The sequence below is a fragment of the Senegalimassilia sp. genome, from assembly GCF_977052095.1.
In genome coordinates this window covers 1-16767 of sequence record NZ_CDRSTZ010000002.1, presented here as the reverse complement: position 1 = coordinate 16767, position 16767 = coordinate 1, and the positions used below count along the sequence as shown (strand labels likewise).

At 61.7% G+C, this 16767-nt stretch carries 14 protein-coding genes and 1 pseudogene; 11 read left to right on the top strand and 4 right to left on the bottom strand.

Annotated features, from left to right (window positions below):
- Nucleotides 1-68 precede the first annotated feature (68 nt).
- Entirely contained in the window at nucleotides 69-734 is a 666-nt protein-coding gene (locus tag ACWI6D_RS00635) for a nitroreductase family protein (RefSeq protein ID WP_449133277.1), read from the top strand.
- Nucleotides 735-996: 262 nt separating this feature from the next.
- Here the strand turns inward: ACWI6D_RS00635 and ACWI6D_RS00630 are convergent, their stop codons facing one another.
- From ACWI6D_RS00630 to ACWI6D_RS00620, 3 genes and pseudogenes are all read right to left on the bottom strand, one after another.
- The gene (locus ACWI6D_RS00630; protein WP_449133276.1) at nucleotides 997-1869 is read right to left on the bottom strand and encodes an SIR2 family NAD-dependent protein deacylase; all 873 of its coding nucleotides are present in this window, start codon (nucleotides 1867-1869) and stop codon (nucleotides 997-999) included.
- 210 nt (nucleotides 1870-2079) lie between these two features.
- A complete protein-coding gene (locus tag ACWI6D_RS00625; protein ID WP_449133275.1) occupies nucleotides 2080-2532 on the bottom strand; it encodes an SPASM domain-containing protein in 453 nt (150 codons plus the stop codon).
- Nucleotides 2533-2675: 143 nt separating this feature from the next.
- Nucleotides 2676-3032: pseudogene (locus tag ACWI6D_RS00620) on the bottom strand (radical SAM protein); the annotation flags it as partial.
- Nucleotides 3033-3409: 377 nt separating this feature from the next.
- Here ACWI6D_RS00620 and ACWI6D_RS00615 point away from each other — a divergent pair.
- Nucleotides 3410-3691, top strand: coding sequence for a winged helix-turn-helix transcriptional regulator (locus ACWI6D_RS00615; protein ID WP_449133274.1), 282 nt, complete (start codon nucleotides 3410-3412; stop codon nucleotides 3689-3691).
- A gap of 108 nt (nucleotides 3692-3799) precedes the next feature.
- On the opposite strand, the gene ACWI6D_RS00610 is transcribed toward ACWI6D_RS00615, so the two are convergent.
- Nucleotides 3800-4942, bottom strand: coding sequence for an aldo/keto reductase (locus ACWI6D_RS00610; protein WP_449133273.1), 1143 nt, complete (start codon nucleotides 4940-4942; stop codon nucleotides 3800-3802).
- 91 nt (nucleotides 4943-5033) lie between these two features.
- Here ACWI6D_RS00610 and ACWI6D_RS00605 point away from each other — a divergent pair, with 91 nt between their 5' ends.
- The 9 genes from ACWI6D_RS00605 to ACWI6D_RS00565 form a co-directional block, all read left to right on the top strand.
- Entirely contained in the window at nucleotides 5034-6032 is a 999-nt protein-coding gene (locus ACWI6D_RS00605) for a DMT family transporter (protein WP_449133272.1), read from the top strand.
- Between the two features lie 416 nt (nucleotides 6033-6448).
- Complete coding sequence (locus ACWI6D_RS00600) at nucleotides 6449-7225, top strand: dimethylarginine dimethylaminohydrolase family protein (protein ID WP_288285370.1); 777 nt, start codon at nucleotides 6449-6451, stop codon at nucleotides 7223-7225.
- A gap of 424 nt (nucleotides 7226-7649) precedes the next feature.
- The gene (locus tag ACWI6D_RS00595) at nucleotides 7650-9347 is read left to right on the top strand and encodes a SulP family inorganic anion transporter (protein ID WP_449133271.1); all 1698 of its coding nucleotides are present in this window, start codon (nucleotides 7650-7652) and stop codon (nucleotides 9345-9347) included.
- A 524-nt stretch (nucleotides 9348-9871) separates the two neighbouring features.
- Nucleotides 9872-10765, top strand: coding sequence for a hypothetical protein (locus tag ACWI6D_RS00590; protein WP_449133270.1), 894 nt, complete (start codon nucleotides 9872-9874; stop codon nucleotides 10763-10765).
- Nucleotides 10766-11439: 674 nt separating this feature from the next.
- Entirely contained in the window at nucleotides 11440-11949 is a 510-nt protein-coding gene (locus tag ACWI6D_RS00585) for a pyridoxamine 5'-phosphate oxidase family protein (protein WP_449133269.1), read from the top strand.
- Between the two features lie 253 nt (nucleotides 11950-12202).
- Nucleotides 12203-12922, top strand: coding sequence for an SAM-dependent methyltransferase (locus ACWI6D_RS00580; protein WP_449133268.1), 720 nt, complete (start codon nucleotides 12203-12205; stop codon nucleotides 12920-12922).
- 572 nt (nucleotides 12923-13494) lie between these two features.
- On the top strand, nucleotides 13495-14286 hold the full coding sequence (gene proC, locus ACWI6D_RS00575) for a pyrroline-5-carboxylate reductase (RefSeq protein WP_449133267.1): 792 nt from the start codon (nucleotides 13495-13497) through the stop codon (nucleotides 14284-14286).
- A 347-nt stretch (nucleotides 14287-14633) separates the two neighbouring features.
- The gene (locus ACWI6D_RS00570; protein ID WP_449133266.1) at nucleotides 14634-15500 is read left to right on the top strand and encodes an SDR family oxidoreductase; all 867 of its coding nucleotides are present in this window, start codon (nucleotides 14634-14636) and stop codon (nucleotides 15498-15500) included.
- Nucleotides 15501-15509: 9 nt separating this feature from the next.
- The coding region (locus ACWI6D_RS00565; RefSeq protein WP_449133265.1) for a dicarboxylate/amino acid:cation symporter at nucleotides 15510-16767 on the top strand (1258 nt) is incomplete at its 3' end.

Here is a 16767-nt window from a genome sequence, read left to right as displayed (position 1 = left end):
GAAACGCAGCCACAGCGTAAGACGCGGCGGGCACCGTACCCCTTGATACGACGGAAAGAGCGAATACCATGGAGCTTATGGAAGCAATCCAGCATCGCCACAGCGTGCGCCAATACACCGACGAGCCCATCGCGGCCGACGCGCTTGCTGCGCTGCAAGACGAAATCGCGGCGTGCAACCGCGAAGGCGGGCTGCACATCCAGCTTGTCGCGAACGAGCCGAAGGCGTTCGACAGCACCATGGCCCACTACGGCAAGTTCAGCGGCGTCAAAAACTACATCGCGCTGGTGGGCCCGAAAGGCAGCCAGCTTGACGAGCTGTGTGGCTACTACGGCGAGCGCCTGGTGCTGAAGGCGCAGCAGCTAGGCCTGAACACCTGCTGGGTAGCCATGACGTACAAGAAGATCCCGGGCGTGTTCCAGATGGGCGCCAACGAGAAGCTGACCGTGGTCATTGCGCTGGGACATGGGGAAACGCAAGGCGTGACGCACAAGGTGAAGTCCGCCGCCGAGGTAAGCAACCTGAGCAGCGGCTCGCCGGCGTGGCTCAAGGCCGGCGTCGAGGCAGCGCTTCTGGCGCCCACGGCCATGAACCAGCAGAAGTTCAAGCTGACCTTGGAAAACGGCAAAGTGTCGGCAAAGGCGGGCATGGGCTTCTACGCGAAAGTGGACTTGGGCATCGTGAAGTACCACTTCGAAGTGGGCGCCGGACGCGAGAATTTCACCTGGGCGTAAGGTAAAACCGCGCATTGGTGCAAGCCGAAGCAGCAAAAGGGCGAGCTGCTTTTTCAGGGGCAGCCCGTCCTTTTTGCACAGCCCTGCCAAGCGCAATTCCCCCTCGCCGGCAAATCCAGCTTGGCAAGTCGCACCACCATCGCCCTCGAAATGCCCCGCGACATCAATCGACGCGCGTCAGCAAAGCCACGTTCGCCGACAGCCGGCCCCGCCGGCGCACTGCGCTGCTGTCGCCTTCCCGCTAGCGAAGCGCCGGGCCCCGCTAGCGGCCGAGCGCCGCCGAGAGCGCGTCGATTGTCTTCGCCAAATCGGCGTTGATGCAGATGGATCGGCCCTCTATCTCGCGCGGCGCCACCGCCTCGCCGTAGTTCGCGCACACGTACGTGGCCCGCGAATTCTCTAGCACGGCGCGCCAAAACGGGTACTTGATGATCACCGGCGTGTTGTACCCCACGCCCAGCTCCAGGTACACCACGCGCATGCCCGCGTGGCGGCGCACGAAATCGGCGTAGCGCGCCTGCGCGGCGTACCAGCCCTCGTCCTGCACGAACTTGTTGTCCGCGCGCAGGTTCATGGTCATCTCGCGGTCGCAATGCGGGCAGCGCGGAATCAGCTCGCTGGGAATACGCAGGTCGCGCTGCTGTTCGCACATGGCGCACACCTGCGCTTCGTTGTCGAACGTCTCGGCGCAGCACGGCTCCGAGCACTGGAACAGGCCGTAGTCACCCTGCGTGTAGAACAGGCGACGCTTGTCGAACCCGGCCAGCTGAAACTGGTGGTCGACGTTGGTAGTCAGCACGAAGTAGTCGCGGCCTTCAAGCAGCTTGCATAGCTGCACGTACAGCGGGTTCGCGCCCAGGTCGTAGCGGTTCACCATAACGTAGCGGCTCCAAAACGCCCACAGCTCCTCGCTGGTGGCGTACGGGTAGAACCCGCCCGAGTACATGTCGGTGAACCCGTAGCGCGCGTGGAAATCGGCGAAGTAACGCTCGAACCGCTCGCCGGTGTAGGCGAACCCGGCCGCCGTGGAAAGCCCCGCGCCGGCACCCACGAACACGGCGTCGGCCGCGTTAATCACCTCAGCCGTGCGCGCGATATCGCGCTCGAACGCTTCCGCATTGTTTGCCCAGTTCATTGCCTAATTCCTTCCGAATTTCCTCATTCGCAACTCACCCTATATTCTTACGAGGCCGCCGTCGGCGCAAGCTTTTTCGCCACCAGCGCGTCGAAGCCGCGTAACCCCTTACCTCGCTCCGCCAAAGTGCCGCGCGGTTCGCGGCACACGAACCCGCCGCGACGTGTACTTCCGAATGGCGAAACGCCGCCGCAGCAAATCCGTCAACTGCTAGTCCACTTCCATCCAGCATTGCGGGTCAGGGGCGTACCTGTTGCCCGTGTAGCCCGCCGCCACGGCCGGGCAGCCGCGACACCACCCGCGCAGCTTGCAACAGTTGCACTTCTCGAACTTCGAGAACTCGCGATGCGCTTCCATATTCTGCCCCGTGAACAGGTCGAACATGATTTTCTCGCGCACGTTGCCGATGCGGCTTTCCATGCGGCGGCACGCGTACACGTCGCCGGTGGGCAGCGCCGTCATGTGCGCGATGCCGCAGTGACAGCCGTCGTAGATCTTGCCGCACGCCGCGCCTTCAGGGATGGTGAAGCGCCCCTGCTCCCACTCCAGCAGCGTCCACAGGTGGTCCTTCTTCTGGAACGTGGTGGTGCAGCCGGCGGCCAAAAACTCGTCGATGCGCTTTTGGCAAGCAAGCAGCAGCGCGCGATACTCCAGCGGCTCCATGTGGAATTCCTCGAGACGCTGGCCCTTCGTGGGACAGTAGCGCCCGAACGCGAACACTCGGCACCGATGCGGGCGGCCAGGCCGATCATGTCGGGCAACTCAGCGGCGTTCATGCTGCTCACCGTGCTCATAAGCGCCAGCCACATGCCGCTGCGCTTGATGCAGCCGGCAGCACGCAGCGTTTCGTCGAAGCTGCCGGGCTTGCGGAACAGGTCGTGCGTGGCGGCGGTGGCGCCGTCAAGGCTGAGCTGGTACTTGACACAGCCCAGCGCGCGCATGCGGGCGCGCACCTCGTCGGTGAGGTGGAAGGGGTTGCCCATGATGCGCCACATCGCGCCGCGTGCGTGCAGCTCTTCGGCCAGCCGCCAGAAATCGCGATGCAGAATCGGGTCGCCGCCGGTGATGTAGAAGTACGGCTCACGTCCGACGCGGTCGCAGAAGTCATAGCAGCTGTCCAGCACGAGCATCATGCCGTCCCATGTCATCGACTTGCAGGCCATGCGCGCGTCCTCGCTGAACAGGTAGCAGCGCTTACAGCGCTGATCGCACTCGGAGGCAGGTTTGCAAATCCATGGTAATTCTCGCCTTTCATCTGGGGTGATGCTCTCGTCTTCTGTCGTTGTGCGGTAGTTGGTGGGGGCGCTGCGAAACCGTCAGCGCGCCCGCCGAGCGGCGCACAAGTGATTGCCGCCCGCGCAACGGCACAGCAGCGCAAACGGGCGCGCAGCAAACCACACAGCGCGCCCGTCAACAAGCGCGACAGCGCCCGCGCGCGCCGGCGCGCAGCAGCGCGGCAGCGCCGACCGGAACGCTCCGCAGCAGCGCCACCAGCCGCAAGCCTTCGCAAGCCGCCCGCACAAGGCAAGAAAGGAACGCCATGCTCACGAAAGAGGAATTGCCGCCCTGCCCCGTTGCCACTACGCTCATGCTCATCGGCAACAAGTGGAAGATCTTCATCATCCAGCAGCTGATGGACCGGCCGTTCCGCTTCGGCGAGCTGCGCCGCGCCATCCCCGGCATCAGCGAGAAAGTGCTCACGGACAACCTGCGCGCCATGGAGAAAGACGGCATCATCACGCGCGCCGTCTTCCCCGAAGTGCCGCCGCGCAGCGAATGCGCGCCCCCGTCGCGCAGCAGCACCCCCACGGCGGGCGCCTAACAACCCCTCGCGCAAACGGTTGGCGCATCACGGCATCCAACCAAAAAAGGGTCCGAGGCACATGCCCCGAACCTTTTCGTTTTCGCTTCGTTTTCCCTGTTCGCAGGCTTAATAGCCGAACAGTTCCGCCGCGTATTCCATGCGGCAGGCAATGCGCACGCCGAACGGGCAGTTGCGCTCGCAGCAGCCGCAATCCAGGCAGTCGCCCGCATGCGCCGACAGCGCCGCGTAATGGCCGGCCACCGATTCCGGCACCTCGTCGTGGACGCGCGCCAGATCGTAGAACTTGTTGACATCCGCGATGTTGATGCCCACCGCGCACGGCTGACAGTGCCCGCAATAGATGCACTGGCCGAAATACGAGTGCGCCGGCGCATGGGACAGCACGCGGCCGCAATTGCGCTCCCAGTCGGTTGCGGTTTCGTACGCCACGCATCCGGCCAGCTCATCGACGCTGCGATAGCCCGCCAGCACCGACGCCACCGCCGGGCGCGCCAGGCAATAGTCGATGCACTGCACCGGCGTCATGGCCACGCCGAACGGCGATTTCTCCGCATCAAGCAGCCGCCCGCCAGCGAACGGCTTCATCACCGTCAGCCCCACGTTGCGCTCTTCGCAGCGATGGTGCAGCTCCTGGCGGCGCGGATCGATGTTCGACAGGTCGTCGCTGTAATGTTCGGCGAACATGGTGCTGATGTCCTCGGACGGCGGCAGCATGTCGAACGCAGGGTTGAGCGAGAACATGATCATGGCAATGTCGTCGTAGTCGCACGCCGCAAGCGCCACGTCGGGGTTGTGCGTCGACAGGCCGATATGGTCGATGTGGCCCGCCGCGCGCTCGGCGCGCACGTAGTCGATGAACGGGCCCGCCATGATTTCGGCGAACTCGGCCGTCGAGTCAACGTAATGGATAAGCCCCAGCTCAATGTGGCCGCCGAAGCAGTCAAGCAGGTATTCCCACGCCGGCACAACCTTGTCCATGTCGCGCGTGCGCACGTATTGGCCGTCCTGCCAAGTCGAACCGAAATGCCCCTGCACGATCCACTGTTCACGCTGCTCGCACACCGCATCGCCCAACGCACGGCGCACGGCCGGATCGGCCATCCAGCAATCAACGATGTTCACACCCGCCGCGGCCGCCGCGCGCGTCACCTCGCGCACCGCCTGCGCGTCATCACCCGGCATCCATTCGGCGCCGAAGCCGATTTCGCTGACTTTCAATCCCGTCTTCCCCAGCACGCGATAGTTCATGTGTTCCTCCGTGTACCTTTCGATTCTCTCCGCACACCAGGATACCGTCCATGCTCGCGTGCCACAACAATCCCGCGTATACTAATGTCCCATGGACATTGCAAGCAGGACATATCCTCTGGGCGTTTACCGCCTGGTACTGGTGTGCGCGGCCGCCATTTGGGGGCTGGGGTTCGTCATCGGCAAAGGGGCCATCGCAACCGTTGGTGCAACGTGGTTCACCGCCATTCGGTTCTTGGGCGCGGGCATCGTGCTGCTTATCATCCTGTTTCCTCACATCAAACGTCACTTCGACGCACGCGTTCTTAAAGCAGGGTGCATCATCGGCCTGTTTTCGTTCCTGGGTTTCTGGACGCAGTTTTTGGGGCTTGGCATGACCACGCCGTCGAAAAACGCCTTCCTGAGCGCGTGCTACTGCCTAACCGTCCCGTTTATCTGGTGGGTGGTTGCGCGGCGCCGGCCGGCAACAAAAACCCTGATCGCCGCCGCCATTTGTACAATCGGCATTGCACTGGTGTCGCTGACTGACGGCTTTTCCATCAGCTTAGGCGACGGCGTCAGCGTCCTTTCCGCGTTCCTCTATGGCGCCGAGATCGTTGTCATAGGGCTGGTCATGCGCGACAACGACGTGCTGACCGTCACCGTCATCCAGCAATTCACCAGCGGCATGCTTGCCCTTGCGCTTGCAGCAGCCACGCAGCCGGCACCTACCGCCGCGCAGGTGGCAACGCCCCAGTTCATCGGCGCGATGGCCTACGTGTGCGTGCTTTCGGCAGCGTTCGGCGCCGTTGCGCAAAACTTTGCGCAAGCGCACGTATCGCCTGCCGAAGCCGGCCTGCTTTGCTCGCTGGAAAGCGTGTTCTGCGCCCTGTTCAGCGTGGCATTTTTCGGCGAGATTCTTACGCCAAGGATGGCGCTGGGCTTCATGCTGATTTTCGGTTCGATCGCCATCACGCAGCTGGGCGACAAGGGTAGCTCCGAACACCAGGAGGCAGCCGAAAGCGCGCCCGGCGCATCGGCGGACGCCGCGAATGGCAGCACCCCTAACTCCCACCAGCGAAAACGCAATCGCGGCCGTATCGCCCGCTAGCATCGCGTAACCCAAACCAAGCCCCCAACCCATCGCCAATCACCTCAAACGGCAGCAGCCGTCGTACCCTTTGATTCCCTAGTAATTCCCTATCATTCGCGAAGTGCGTAGATTGTAGCCACTCTCCGCCCTCGCGCCAAAATCGCGACGCCATTTCCCAGGCATTTTGCCAACCTGCAACCACCGCCGCACGCACCTTGACGCATTACCTACGCACTTCGCGAATGATAGGAGCCAACTAGGAATTACCACCTGCGAACAGCGCCCGAAATCGCAGTTAAAGCCCGCGCAGCCTTTTCTGCCGCGGCGCGCAAATGCGGGTATAATGCCATGCAAGCAGCTATCACCAACCCCGAACGCGACGCGCATAGCAAGCTGCCGGCGCGCCGAAGACATGTTTTCAAGGAGAGAGAAGCATGACGAAGTTCAACCACGTAATCATCCGCCGCCCGGGCAAGTCGCTGTGTGACGGCATCACCAGCGCTCCTGAACTGGGCAAACCCATGTACGAGCGCGCCATCGAGGAGCATTACGACTACGAGCACGCCCTTGAGCAGTGCGGCGTCGACGTCACCGTCCTGCCCGCGCTTGAGCAGTATCCCGACAGCTGCTTCGTTGAGGATCCGGCCGTCATCACGCGCTGCGGCGCCATCATCACCAACCCCGGCGCGGACAGCCGCAACGGCGAGAAGAACGAGATCGAGCCGGTCGTGCGCCGCTTCTTTGACGACGAGCACGTCAAGCACATTGAGGCCCCGGGCACGCTCGACGGCGGCGATGTCATGATGGTGGGCGACCACTTCTATGTCGGCCGTTCCGCGCGCACTAACGAAGAGGGCATCCGCCAGTTCTGCGAAATCCTGGCCGGCTGGGGTCTTGAGGGCTCCGAGGTGCCGCTTGAGGAGGTGCTGCACCTGAAGACGGGCGTGAACTACATCGAGGACAACAACATGCTGGTGTCCGGCGAGTTCATCGACAAGCCCGACTTTGCCCAGTACAACAAGGTGGTCGTGCCCGCCGACGAGGCCTACGGCGCGAACTGCATCTGGGTCAACGGCACCGTCATCGTGGCCGAGGGCTACCCCACCGTGCTCAAGGCCGTTCAGGACCTGGGCTACAAGACGCTGGTGGTAGACACGTCCGAGTACCGCAAAATCGACGGCGGCCTGTCCTGCCTGAGCCTGCGCTTCTAATCGCGCGCATTTCACCTGGGGAAACTGATTTCCACGAAGCCCGCTGGCGAAAGCTAGCGGGCTTTTTGCGCCGCGGGCCGACCGTGTCATGCATGTGGCACGCGATGGCATAGCCCCTGGGGCGAGTTTGCGCGTCACACGCATGCGGCACATGGTCGGCGTAGCTGCGTGGCCACGGGGCCGCACAGCCGCAAACACGCGAACTCGCCCGCGCGAACGCAACCCGCAAGTTGACGATTTTGTGTACCCGACCGTCATCCGTTACTAAAGCGTTACCATAGTCAACCCTTGCAACCGCAAGGCAACAACTGAAAACGCGCATGTCCCGCCCGGGGCAACCTGGGCGGGACATTTTTTGTCTCCAAAGCCCGGCCCGGGCGACAAGCGCGCCCGCAACCGCACAACCAGCAACGAAACGGAACCCATGCAGCACGACAAACTCAAGCCAATCCTGTTCAGCGTTATCAAACACACCGATAAAGAGGAGCTGCGCCGCCAAATCCCACGCGACATCGTGTCCGGCATCGTCGTAGCTATCGTGGCGCTGCCGCTTTCCATCGCGCTTGCCATCGCGTCAGGTGTCGGCCCTGAGCAGGGGCTTTACACCGCTATCGTCGCCGGCTTCCTCATTGCGCTGCTTGGCGGCAGCCGCGTGCAAATCTCTGGTCCCACCGCCGCGTTCGCCACCATCGTCGCCGGAATTGTTGCCACCGACGGCATCGACGGCCTTATCGCGGCGACCATCATCGCCGGCATTCTGCTGGTGCTCATGGGCCTGCTGAAGCTTGGCACGCTCATCCGCTTTGTGCCGTACACCATCACGACGGGCTTCACGGCCGGCATCGCCGTCACCATCGTGATTGGCCAGGTCAAAGACCTGCTTGGTCTCACATACCCCGCCGGTACCACCACCATCGAAACCGCCGACAAGCTTGCCGCCATCGGCGCCAACATCGCCACCATCAACGGGCAGGCGCTGCTGGTCGGCGCCGTGTGCCTTGCCATCCTCATCGTATGGCCGCGCGTGTCCCGCCGCATCCCCGGCTCGCTTGTGGCCGTCATCGTCGGCGCGGCCATGGTTGGCGCCTTCAATCTGAACGTCAACACCATCGGCGACCTGTACACCATCAACGCCAGCCTGCCCGCGCTTCACGTTCCCCAACTTGACCTGGGGATCTTCCGCGACGAACTCGCCAACGGCATCACCATCGCCATCCTGGCCGCCATCGAGTCGCTGCTGTCGTGCGTCGTCGCCGACTCCATGATCAGCTCGCACCACCGCTGCAACATGGAGCTGGTGGCGCAAGGCGTCGGCAACATCGGCTCCGTGCTGTTCGGCGGCATCCCCGCCACCGGCGCCATCGCGCGCACGGCCGCCAACGTGAAAAGCGGCGGCCGCACGCCCATCGCCGGCATGGTGCACGCCGTCGTGCTGCTGGTGGTGCTGGTGTTCCTTATGCCCTACGCCGCGCTCATTCCCATGCCCACCATCGCGGCCATCCTGCTGCAAGTTGCCTACAACATGTCGGGGTGGCGCAATTTCGCGCACCTGTGCCGCACCGCGTCGCGCGGCGCAGTTGCCACACTGGTGCTCACGTTCGCGCTGACCATCGTGTTTGACCTGGTCACGGCCATTGCCGTGGGCATGCTGATCACCGTGGCGCTGTTCATGAAGATGGTCAGCGAAGAAACCGAAGTAAGAGGCTGGAAATACTACTGCGACGAAAACTCCGAGGTTACGCACCTGCGCGAGCTGCCGAAAAGCGTGCGCGTGTACGAGATCAACGGCCCGATGTTCTTCGGCATGACCGACCGCATCTCCGACATCTCGGTGAAGGATTTCACGAAATACCTGATCATCCGCATGCGCGGCGTGCCGTCGCTTGACGCAACGGGTATGAACGCGCTTGAGAACCTGTACGATTATTGCAGCGAAAACGGCGTTCGGCTCATTTTCAGCCACGCGAACGAGCAGCCGATGAAAACGATGCGCCGCGCCGGATTCGTCGACCTGATCGGCGAAGAGCACTTCCGCCCGAACATCGACGACGCCATCGCCCACGCCCGCGCGCTGCTTGAGGCCGAACGCGAGCAGAAGCAGGCCGCAAAGTCCGCCGCGTAACGGCAGGCGCAAGGGTGTAAGGGCCACAAACGGCGTGAGCGGAACGTACCATCTGCCGCAGCACGGCAGATTGACGAAGGCGGGCAGAGCGATTACCTCTCGTTTGCCCGCCTCGTTGCCGCAGGTGAAACAGCATAAACGCCAGGGGGTCGACGTCAAAACGAGCTTCGCGCGAGTAGCCAACCCCCTTCGTTTCTCAACCTCGCGGGCTTCCTCCTTTCCCAAACCCCTCACGTCAAATCGCTCATGACTGCCCACCAGCACGCGAAACCTTGCCGCTCTGCTCGCAATGGGTAACACGTTGGCAACCGTTTCGCGTCGCGGCGCTGAAGCCCGCAATCATCGCGTATAGTTCGCCCATGGAAGAAACCTTATGCGACATATCAGCGTTCCGCCTGCACCGCACACCGCCGCAGGTGTTCGCGCTAATGCCCACAGTTCCCGCAGCTCAAACCGACAAAACCCGCAGCAGACTTAAGCGCCACCCCCTGGTGCAGCATGTTGTCGGATCAATCATTCACCTTATGGTCACCGACCGCCGCAAGCGCTCGAGCGCCAAATGCATCCAGTCGCACCTTGCCTCTACCGAGCTTCCATTCGGCTGCGTTCAGACTACCGACCTTGGCATCAACGTTACATCGCCCCTGTTCACGCTGTTGCAGCTAGCGCAACATCTTTCGGAAGAGCATCTTGCGATGGCCATGTATGAGTTCTGCGGCACGTTTTCCGTGTTCAAACCCTCGACCGAAATCGAAGGCCTGCTTGCCACCGCGCAACAAGCCGGCACACTGCCGGCGAACAGCTGGCGGCGAGTCACCGGACAAGACGGTAAACCCACCAGCCTTTGGCAACGCAGCCCGCTTATCAGCCTTGACGAGCTACGCCAGTTCGCAGTGGCCACGAAGGGCCTGCGCGGCAACCGACGCTTCGCAAAAGCGGCGAAAACCGTAACGGGAATGACCGCCTCGCCCTTTGAGGCACAAACATCCATTTTGCTGACCCAATCCCGCCGCAAAGGCGGCGAGGGCTTCCCGGCATTTACCAATAACCAGCGCATTGCGCTTTCCCCCGCCGCATCTATGCTGGCAAATCGCAGCACCTGCTATGCCGACCTGCTGTTTGACCAGCATAAAGGCAAGAAGCCGCTCATTATCGAGTGCCAGGGGCGCATCGCGCACGACAACACCGCGTCGGCAGTGTCCGACGCCAACCGCACCGTAGCCTTGCAGCACATGGGCTACGAAGTCGTGTTGATTTCATACGAGCAGATTGCACTGGCCGATCGGTTCGACGCCGTCAAGCGGCTCTTAGCAAGCCACCTCGGCATCACCTACCGCCGCAAAACTAAAAACCTGCGCAAACAAGAGCACGACCTGCGCCGCAACATCTTCATCAACTGGGAAACACTAGCCGCGTAACCTCGCCAAGTTAGCGTCCATCTGCGCACACCCGGCGCCCACACCGCCGGCAGGGAGCGACTCCTACCCCCCACCACGCTACAAATAAGAAGCATCTGCGCTTTCGAATGCCAAACACCTCAAGCAGATGCTCCAAGAACGATTATTAGCAAAACGCCTAATCAGAACGCTACTGAGGCAGCTCTCTTCTATTCCGCTGTTCTCGGCAATCCACACATCAACATGCTGGCAGCCTCCATCATCAGCAAATTCAAGCCTATGTAGCGCCACTTTGCCTTTTCCGCACCGCATTCAAGCGCGGAGACGCCAAACAAGCCGCGATACCCCCTCGTTCGGCCCATTCCTCTCTATGTCAAATTCCCACCACTTTCCTTTCGTTCGCGAAGTGCGTAGGTATTTCAACCCCCGCTCGCGACACCCTTTTTCACATCGACGCCACCTGGCCTTTTCCCGTAAAGCAACCTCGCCAAACCCCTGTATATGCGCTTTCGCGAAATCCACCTACGCACTTCGCGCATCTTTTGACGCCCGAAGTGCACCCGACCGCCTTTCGCGCTCCATCAACCCCAGACAACGCCGCCGGCAGCACGCGGATAAAGCCCTCTGGCTAGCACGATTCCCCGTTTGCCAGTTCGACAAAAAGCGCGATAATCAACCAAAGAAAGGGACATATCATGAATGAGTGCGAATATGAAGCAGCGGCACGCTACTGGACTAGCAAGGAAAACGATGCGACGCGTATGCCGGATGAACAGCTCAAAGAGGCGGTTGACGACTTTCTAACCTCGCATAACACCTGTGCGCTCGCCTGCGCCTCGGGCGATTTTGTGCGATGCACACCGCTTGAGTACGCCTATCGCGAGGGCGCTATTTGGATCTTTTCGGAAGGCGGTCTGAAATTCGCGGCGCTCGAGCACAACAAGAACGTGTGCCTTGCTATCTACGAGCCGTATGCCGGATTCGGAACGCTTGCAAGTGCCCAGGTCACTGGCGTTGCGAAAATCGTCGACCCCGACAACGCAGAGTTCGCCGACGCCGCCAGCGCGAAAGGCATCAAGCCTGCCATGCTCGACATAATCAAAACTATGCTGCACCTAATTAAGGTCACGCCCACAAGCATCGATTACCTGGCCAGCAGCCTTAAGGAGCTGGGCTTCGATTCGCGGCAGCACCTCGATTGCTAGCTGGTGCTGCCCGCCAATCGCTCGCTACTGTTGCGCGCGATTGGCCGCGCACGTACAACACCGGCAAGCGACAAAGAAAAGCTTTGTCGCAACCAATTTCAAGGGGATGTCTTTTTGGTCCTTGTTCTTTAGAGAACGCTAAGCAAATAGCCTGGTCAGAAGGCTGCGATAAGCAGGCCCAAGGTTTTTTGCGGCGTTCTTTTGGCCCCTATGTCAAAACCAAGCTGTCAACCAATGAGAACAGGACACCATCATGCATTTCCCAAAAGCAAACAGCTTCGACTCTGCAATCGTGCAATCTAAAATCATGGGTCCCAACCCGCTAAAACTCTGTGAGGAGTTGTTCCTTGAAGCCGACCTCCCTGCAGGCAGCCGCATTTGCGACCTCGGGTCGGGCACCGGCATTACCAGCGTTATGCTTGCGCGCGAATACGGCCTGGATACCTATGCCGTTGATCTGTGGAGCGACCCTGCGGAAAACCGCGCGTTTTTCCGCAGCATGAAGGTTCCTGACCAGGGGATACATCCCGTGAAGGCCGATGCAACGCAGGGGCTGCCGTTCCCGCACGGCTTCTTCGATGCCGTGGCGAGCATCGACTCCTACAACTACTACGGCCGCGATGCGCACTACCTCGGCGAAAAGCTGCTGCCCTATGTGAAGCAAGGTGGCATGCTGTACCTGTCTATCCCCGGCATGGTGCGCGATTGCCATGACGATTTGCCTGCATGCCTGCTTGAATCTTGGACACCTGAGCAGCTTGCATACATGCACGATATCACCTGGTGGCGGAGCATGATTGGGCAAACCCCCGGCGTTCAGATTCTCGACATGCACCCCATGACATCCACGGCAGAAGCCTGGGCCGATTGGGTTGCCTGCGACAACCCCTATGCAGCAGGCGATCGCGCAGCCGTTAAGGCCGGCGCGCTCGAGCACCTCAACACCATCGCGATAACGCTTCGCAAGCAATAGCGGCAAGTGAGCCGGCAGGGTTTCCTGCCGGCCCACTTTTTTCATGCTGCGCATTTTGAGAAATGCGGTTTCGTAGCAGTTTGGCTGCGTTGAACCCCAGCGGCGGTAGCCATCGCGGCGAAATTCGTCGTGCCGGCACCCATCGATTCCCCATTTGCCCTTGAGAAAACTTGGACGCAGCAAAACGTGCGTGAAGTGCGTAGGTTGCGAAAGGGAGAGCGCGCCGGCCACCGCACTTCGACGCCAAAACCGCAGGGAAACCGCCCTTCGTGTCGAAATCTCCGAATGAACCTACGCACATAGCGCCCGTTCGAAACAAGCCGACCAATATTTTGATGCCGAACGAGGCTTACCTACGCACTTGACGCACGTTCGAAACGAAGTCTTTACCTTACAGGGATTACAATGGTTTTTGCAGGCAAACCGCCGCTGCCACCCAACTGCTCTGCGCTCAAGCGTGGGTTCGCAGCAGCGAAGCAGTCCGCCCCAAAGCGAAATCATCGACCTATCGGCGAAAAGAGAACATCCACGCCGGAAACGCTCAAATGCAAACGCTCAGCAAAAGGAGAACCATGGACGCGAAAACTGCACGCATCGGATTCATTGGGTTTGGAAATATGGCCCAGGCAATGGCGAAAGGCCTGGTAGAGCACGCGAATGTTGCAGGCGATCGCATCACCGCCTGCGCCGCGCATTACGACAAGCTTCAGGCCAGCTGCGCCGCGCTAGGCGCGACGCCGGTGCACACCGCTGCCGAAGTCGCCGAAGCAAGCGACCTGATCATCGTTGCCGTGAAGCCGCACATGGTTGCCGACGTGCTTGCACCGGCACGCGAAGCGCTTGCGGGCAAGGTCGTGGTCTCGGTTGCCGCCGGGCTGCTGTTCGACTTCTACGACGAGCTGCTCGGGCAAGAAAGCCACCACCTGTCCACCATCCCGAACACACCCATTGCCGTTGGCTGCGGCGTAATCGCCTGCGAGCAAAAACACTCTCTGACCTGCGACGAATGGGACACGTTCACGCAGCTGTTCAGCCCTATCGCGCTCATCGAGCCTGTGGCGGGAAACCTGCTGTCCACCGCATCGGCCGTTGCCGGGTGCGGGCCGGCCTTTGCCGCCATGTTCCTGGAGTCGCTTGCCGACGGCGCCGTGAAGAACGGCCTGCCGCGCGCCACCGCGTACCGCTTGGCCGCGCAGATGATGGCCGGCACCGCACAGCTGCACCTGGCAGAGGGCACGCACCCTGGCGCCATGAAGGACGCCGTCTGCTCGCCGGGCGGCACCACCATCAAGGGCGTCGCCGCGCTGGAGGCGGCTGGCCTGCGCAACGCCGTGATCAGCGCCGTAGATGCCACGCTGCAGTAAAAGCAAGCGCGACCTGCGAAAACGAAGATACCATAAAGCGCAACCGTAAAGACCGGTTCAAACCGCAACAGGCGCCCTGGCAGCCGCACGCATTACCCTTAAGCCACCGCACAAACCGCAAAGCATTTCGGTTTCGTTTCGGCCTACATGCACCCCACGCAACAGCGCAAGCAGGGGTAAAATAAACACGTTTGTATATTGAATCCGTTCGTGCGCGAAGCACCAAGCCGGACAACCAACCGGCAGGCTGTGCGCGGCCGAAGGCGCCACAACCTGGCAAAACACCAGCGCCGCTACGCTATGCCCACCAAGGCACGTGCGCGAGCAACTAGCAAAGGAGCAGCCCCATGAGATTGGGTCCCCAAGAAACCGTATGGATCGCCGGCGCCGCCGGCCGCATGGGCCAAGCCATCGAGCACGCGCTCGACCACAGCCGCTACAAGGTGGTCACCACCGACGCCGAAATCGACGTTACCGACCTACACGAAATCATGAACTACGCCGAATCGTATCGCCCCGACTTCGTCATCAACTGCGCCGCGCTGGCCAGCCGCACCGAGGCGGACGAAGACCCCGACAAGGCCTACAAGGTCAACGCGCTCGGCGCGCGCAACCTGGCCATCGCCAGCAACGGTGTGGGCGCCACGCTGGTGCACCTGTCCACCGACGACCTGTTCCCGGAAAACACCGACCATGCGTTCAACGAGTTCGACGTCACGAACCCGCCGCATGTGTACGGCAAGTCGAAGCAGGCCGGCGAGCGCTTCGTGCGCGAGCTGTGCCAGCGCCACATCATCGTGCGCTCCAGCTGGGTGTACACCGCCCAGCCCGACGACCTGCTTGGCCGCGCCCTCAAAGCGTCGGCGCAGGGCAAAACCGTGCCCGTCCCCGCCAACCAATTCGCCTGCCCCACGTCGGCCGACACGTTCGCGCGCTTCGTCCTGGCCGTCATGGAGTCAGATGAGTTCGGCACGTTCCACGCCGCCTGCACGGGCGTGACCAGCCGCTTCGAGTTCTTCGAGCGCGCATTCGCGCTTGCCGGCCAACCCACGGGCAACCTGCGCGGCACCGCGAACCCACGCCAGGGCTACCGCATCGAGCTCGACGACATGATGGCGCGCCTGACCGGCGTGTTCGCCATGCCCACCTGGGAAGACGACCTTGCCGCCTTCGCCGCCGAACACGACCTGGCCGCGCTGGCCTGCACAGAATAGGGGCGCCGCATGTCCACCGAAATCAACATGGGCGAAAAGCCCAAGCGCCTGCACATCGGGCTGACCGGCGCTATCCTTATCGCGCTTCTGCTCGGCCTTGTCTGCGGCGTGATCTTCCACTACCTGGTTCCGGCCGGCACCATCCGCGACGACGTGTTCGTCAACGGCATCTTCTACGTGGTTGGCCAGGGCTTCATCCGCCTGATGCAGATGCTGGTGGTGCCATTGGTATTCTGCTCCATCGTGTGCGGCGCGTCGTCCATCGGCGACACGAAAACGCTTGGCACCATCGGCCTGAAAACGCTGGCGTTCTACCTATGCACCACCGCGCTTGCCGTATCCGTGGCGCTGAGCGTGGCGAACCTCATCAACCCCGGCCGCGGCGTGGACATGTCCGGCCTGGTCGCCAGCGACACCTCGTCGCTTTCGAGCAGCACGTCCACCGACGTCTCGTTTACCGACACGCTGCTGAACATCATCCCGAAGAACCCCATCCAGGCGCTGGCCTCGGGCGATATGTTGGCCATCATCTTCTTCGCCCTGTTCATCGGCATCATCCTGTCCATGATGGGCCGCAAGGTCGAGGTGGTGCACCGCTTTTTCGAGCAGTTCAACGACATCATGATGAAGATGACCTCACTGGTCATGTATGTGGCGCCCATCGGTGTGTTTTGCCTATTGGCGCGCACGTTCGCCAACATCGGCTTCGACGCGTTCCTGCCCATGGTGAAGTACATGGCCGGCGTGCTTTTGGCGCTGGCCGTGCAGTGCCTGGTGGTGTATATGCTGCTGCTGTTCCTGCTGGCGCGCGTGAACCCCGTGAAGTTCCTGAAGAAGTTCATCTCCGTGATGATGTTCGCGTTCTCCACGGCCACGTCGAACGCCACCATTCCGCTGAACATCGAGACGCTGGAGAAGAAGATGGGCGTCGACCGCCGCATCTCGTCATTCACCATCCCGTTGGGCGCCACCATCAACATGGACGGCACGTCCATCATGCAGGGCGTGGCCGTGGTGTTCACGGCACAGCTGTTCGGCGTACAGCTGGGACCTGTGGAGTATGCAACGGTTATCGCCACGGCAACGCTGGCATCCATTGGCACGGCTGGTGTCCCGTCGGTGGGACTTATCACGTTGTCGATGGTGTTCAACTCCGTGGGGCTGCCGCTTGAAGGCATCGCGCTGATCATGGGCATCGACCGTATCCTGGACATGACGCGCACCGCCGTGAACATCACGGGCGACGCCGTGTGCACCACCGTGGTTG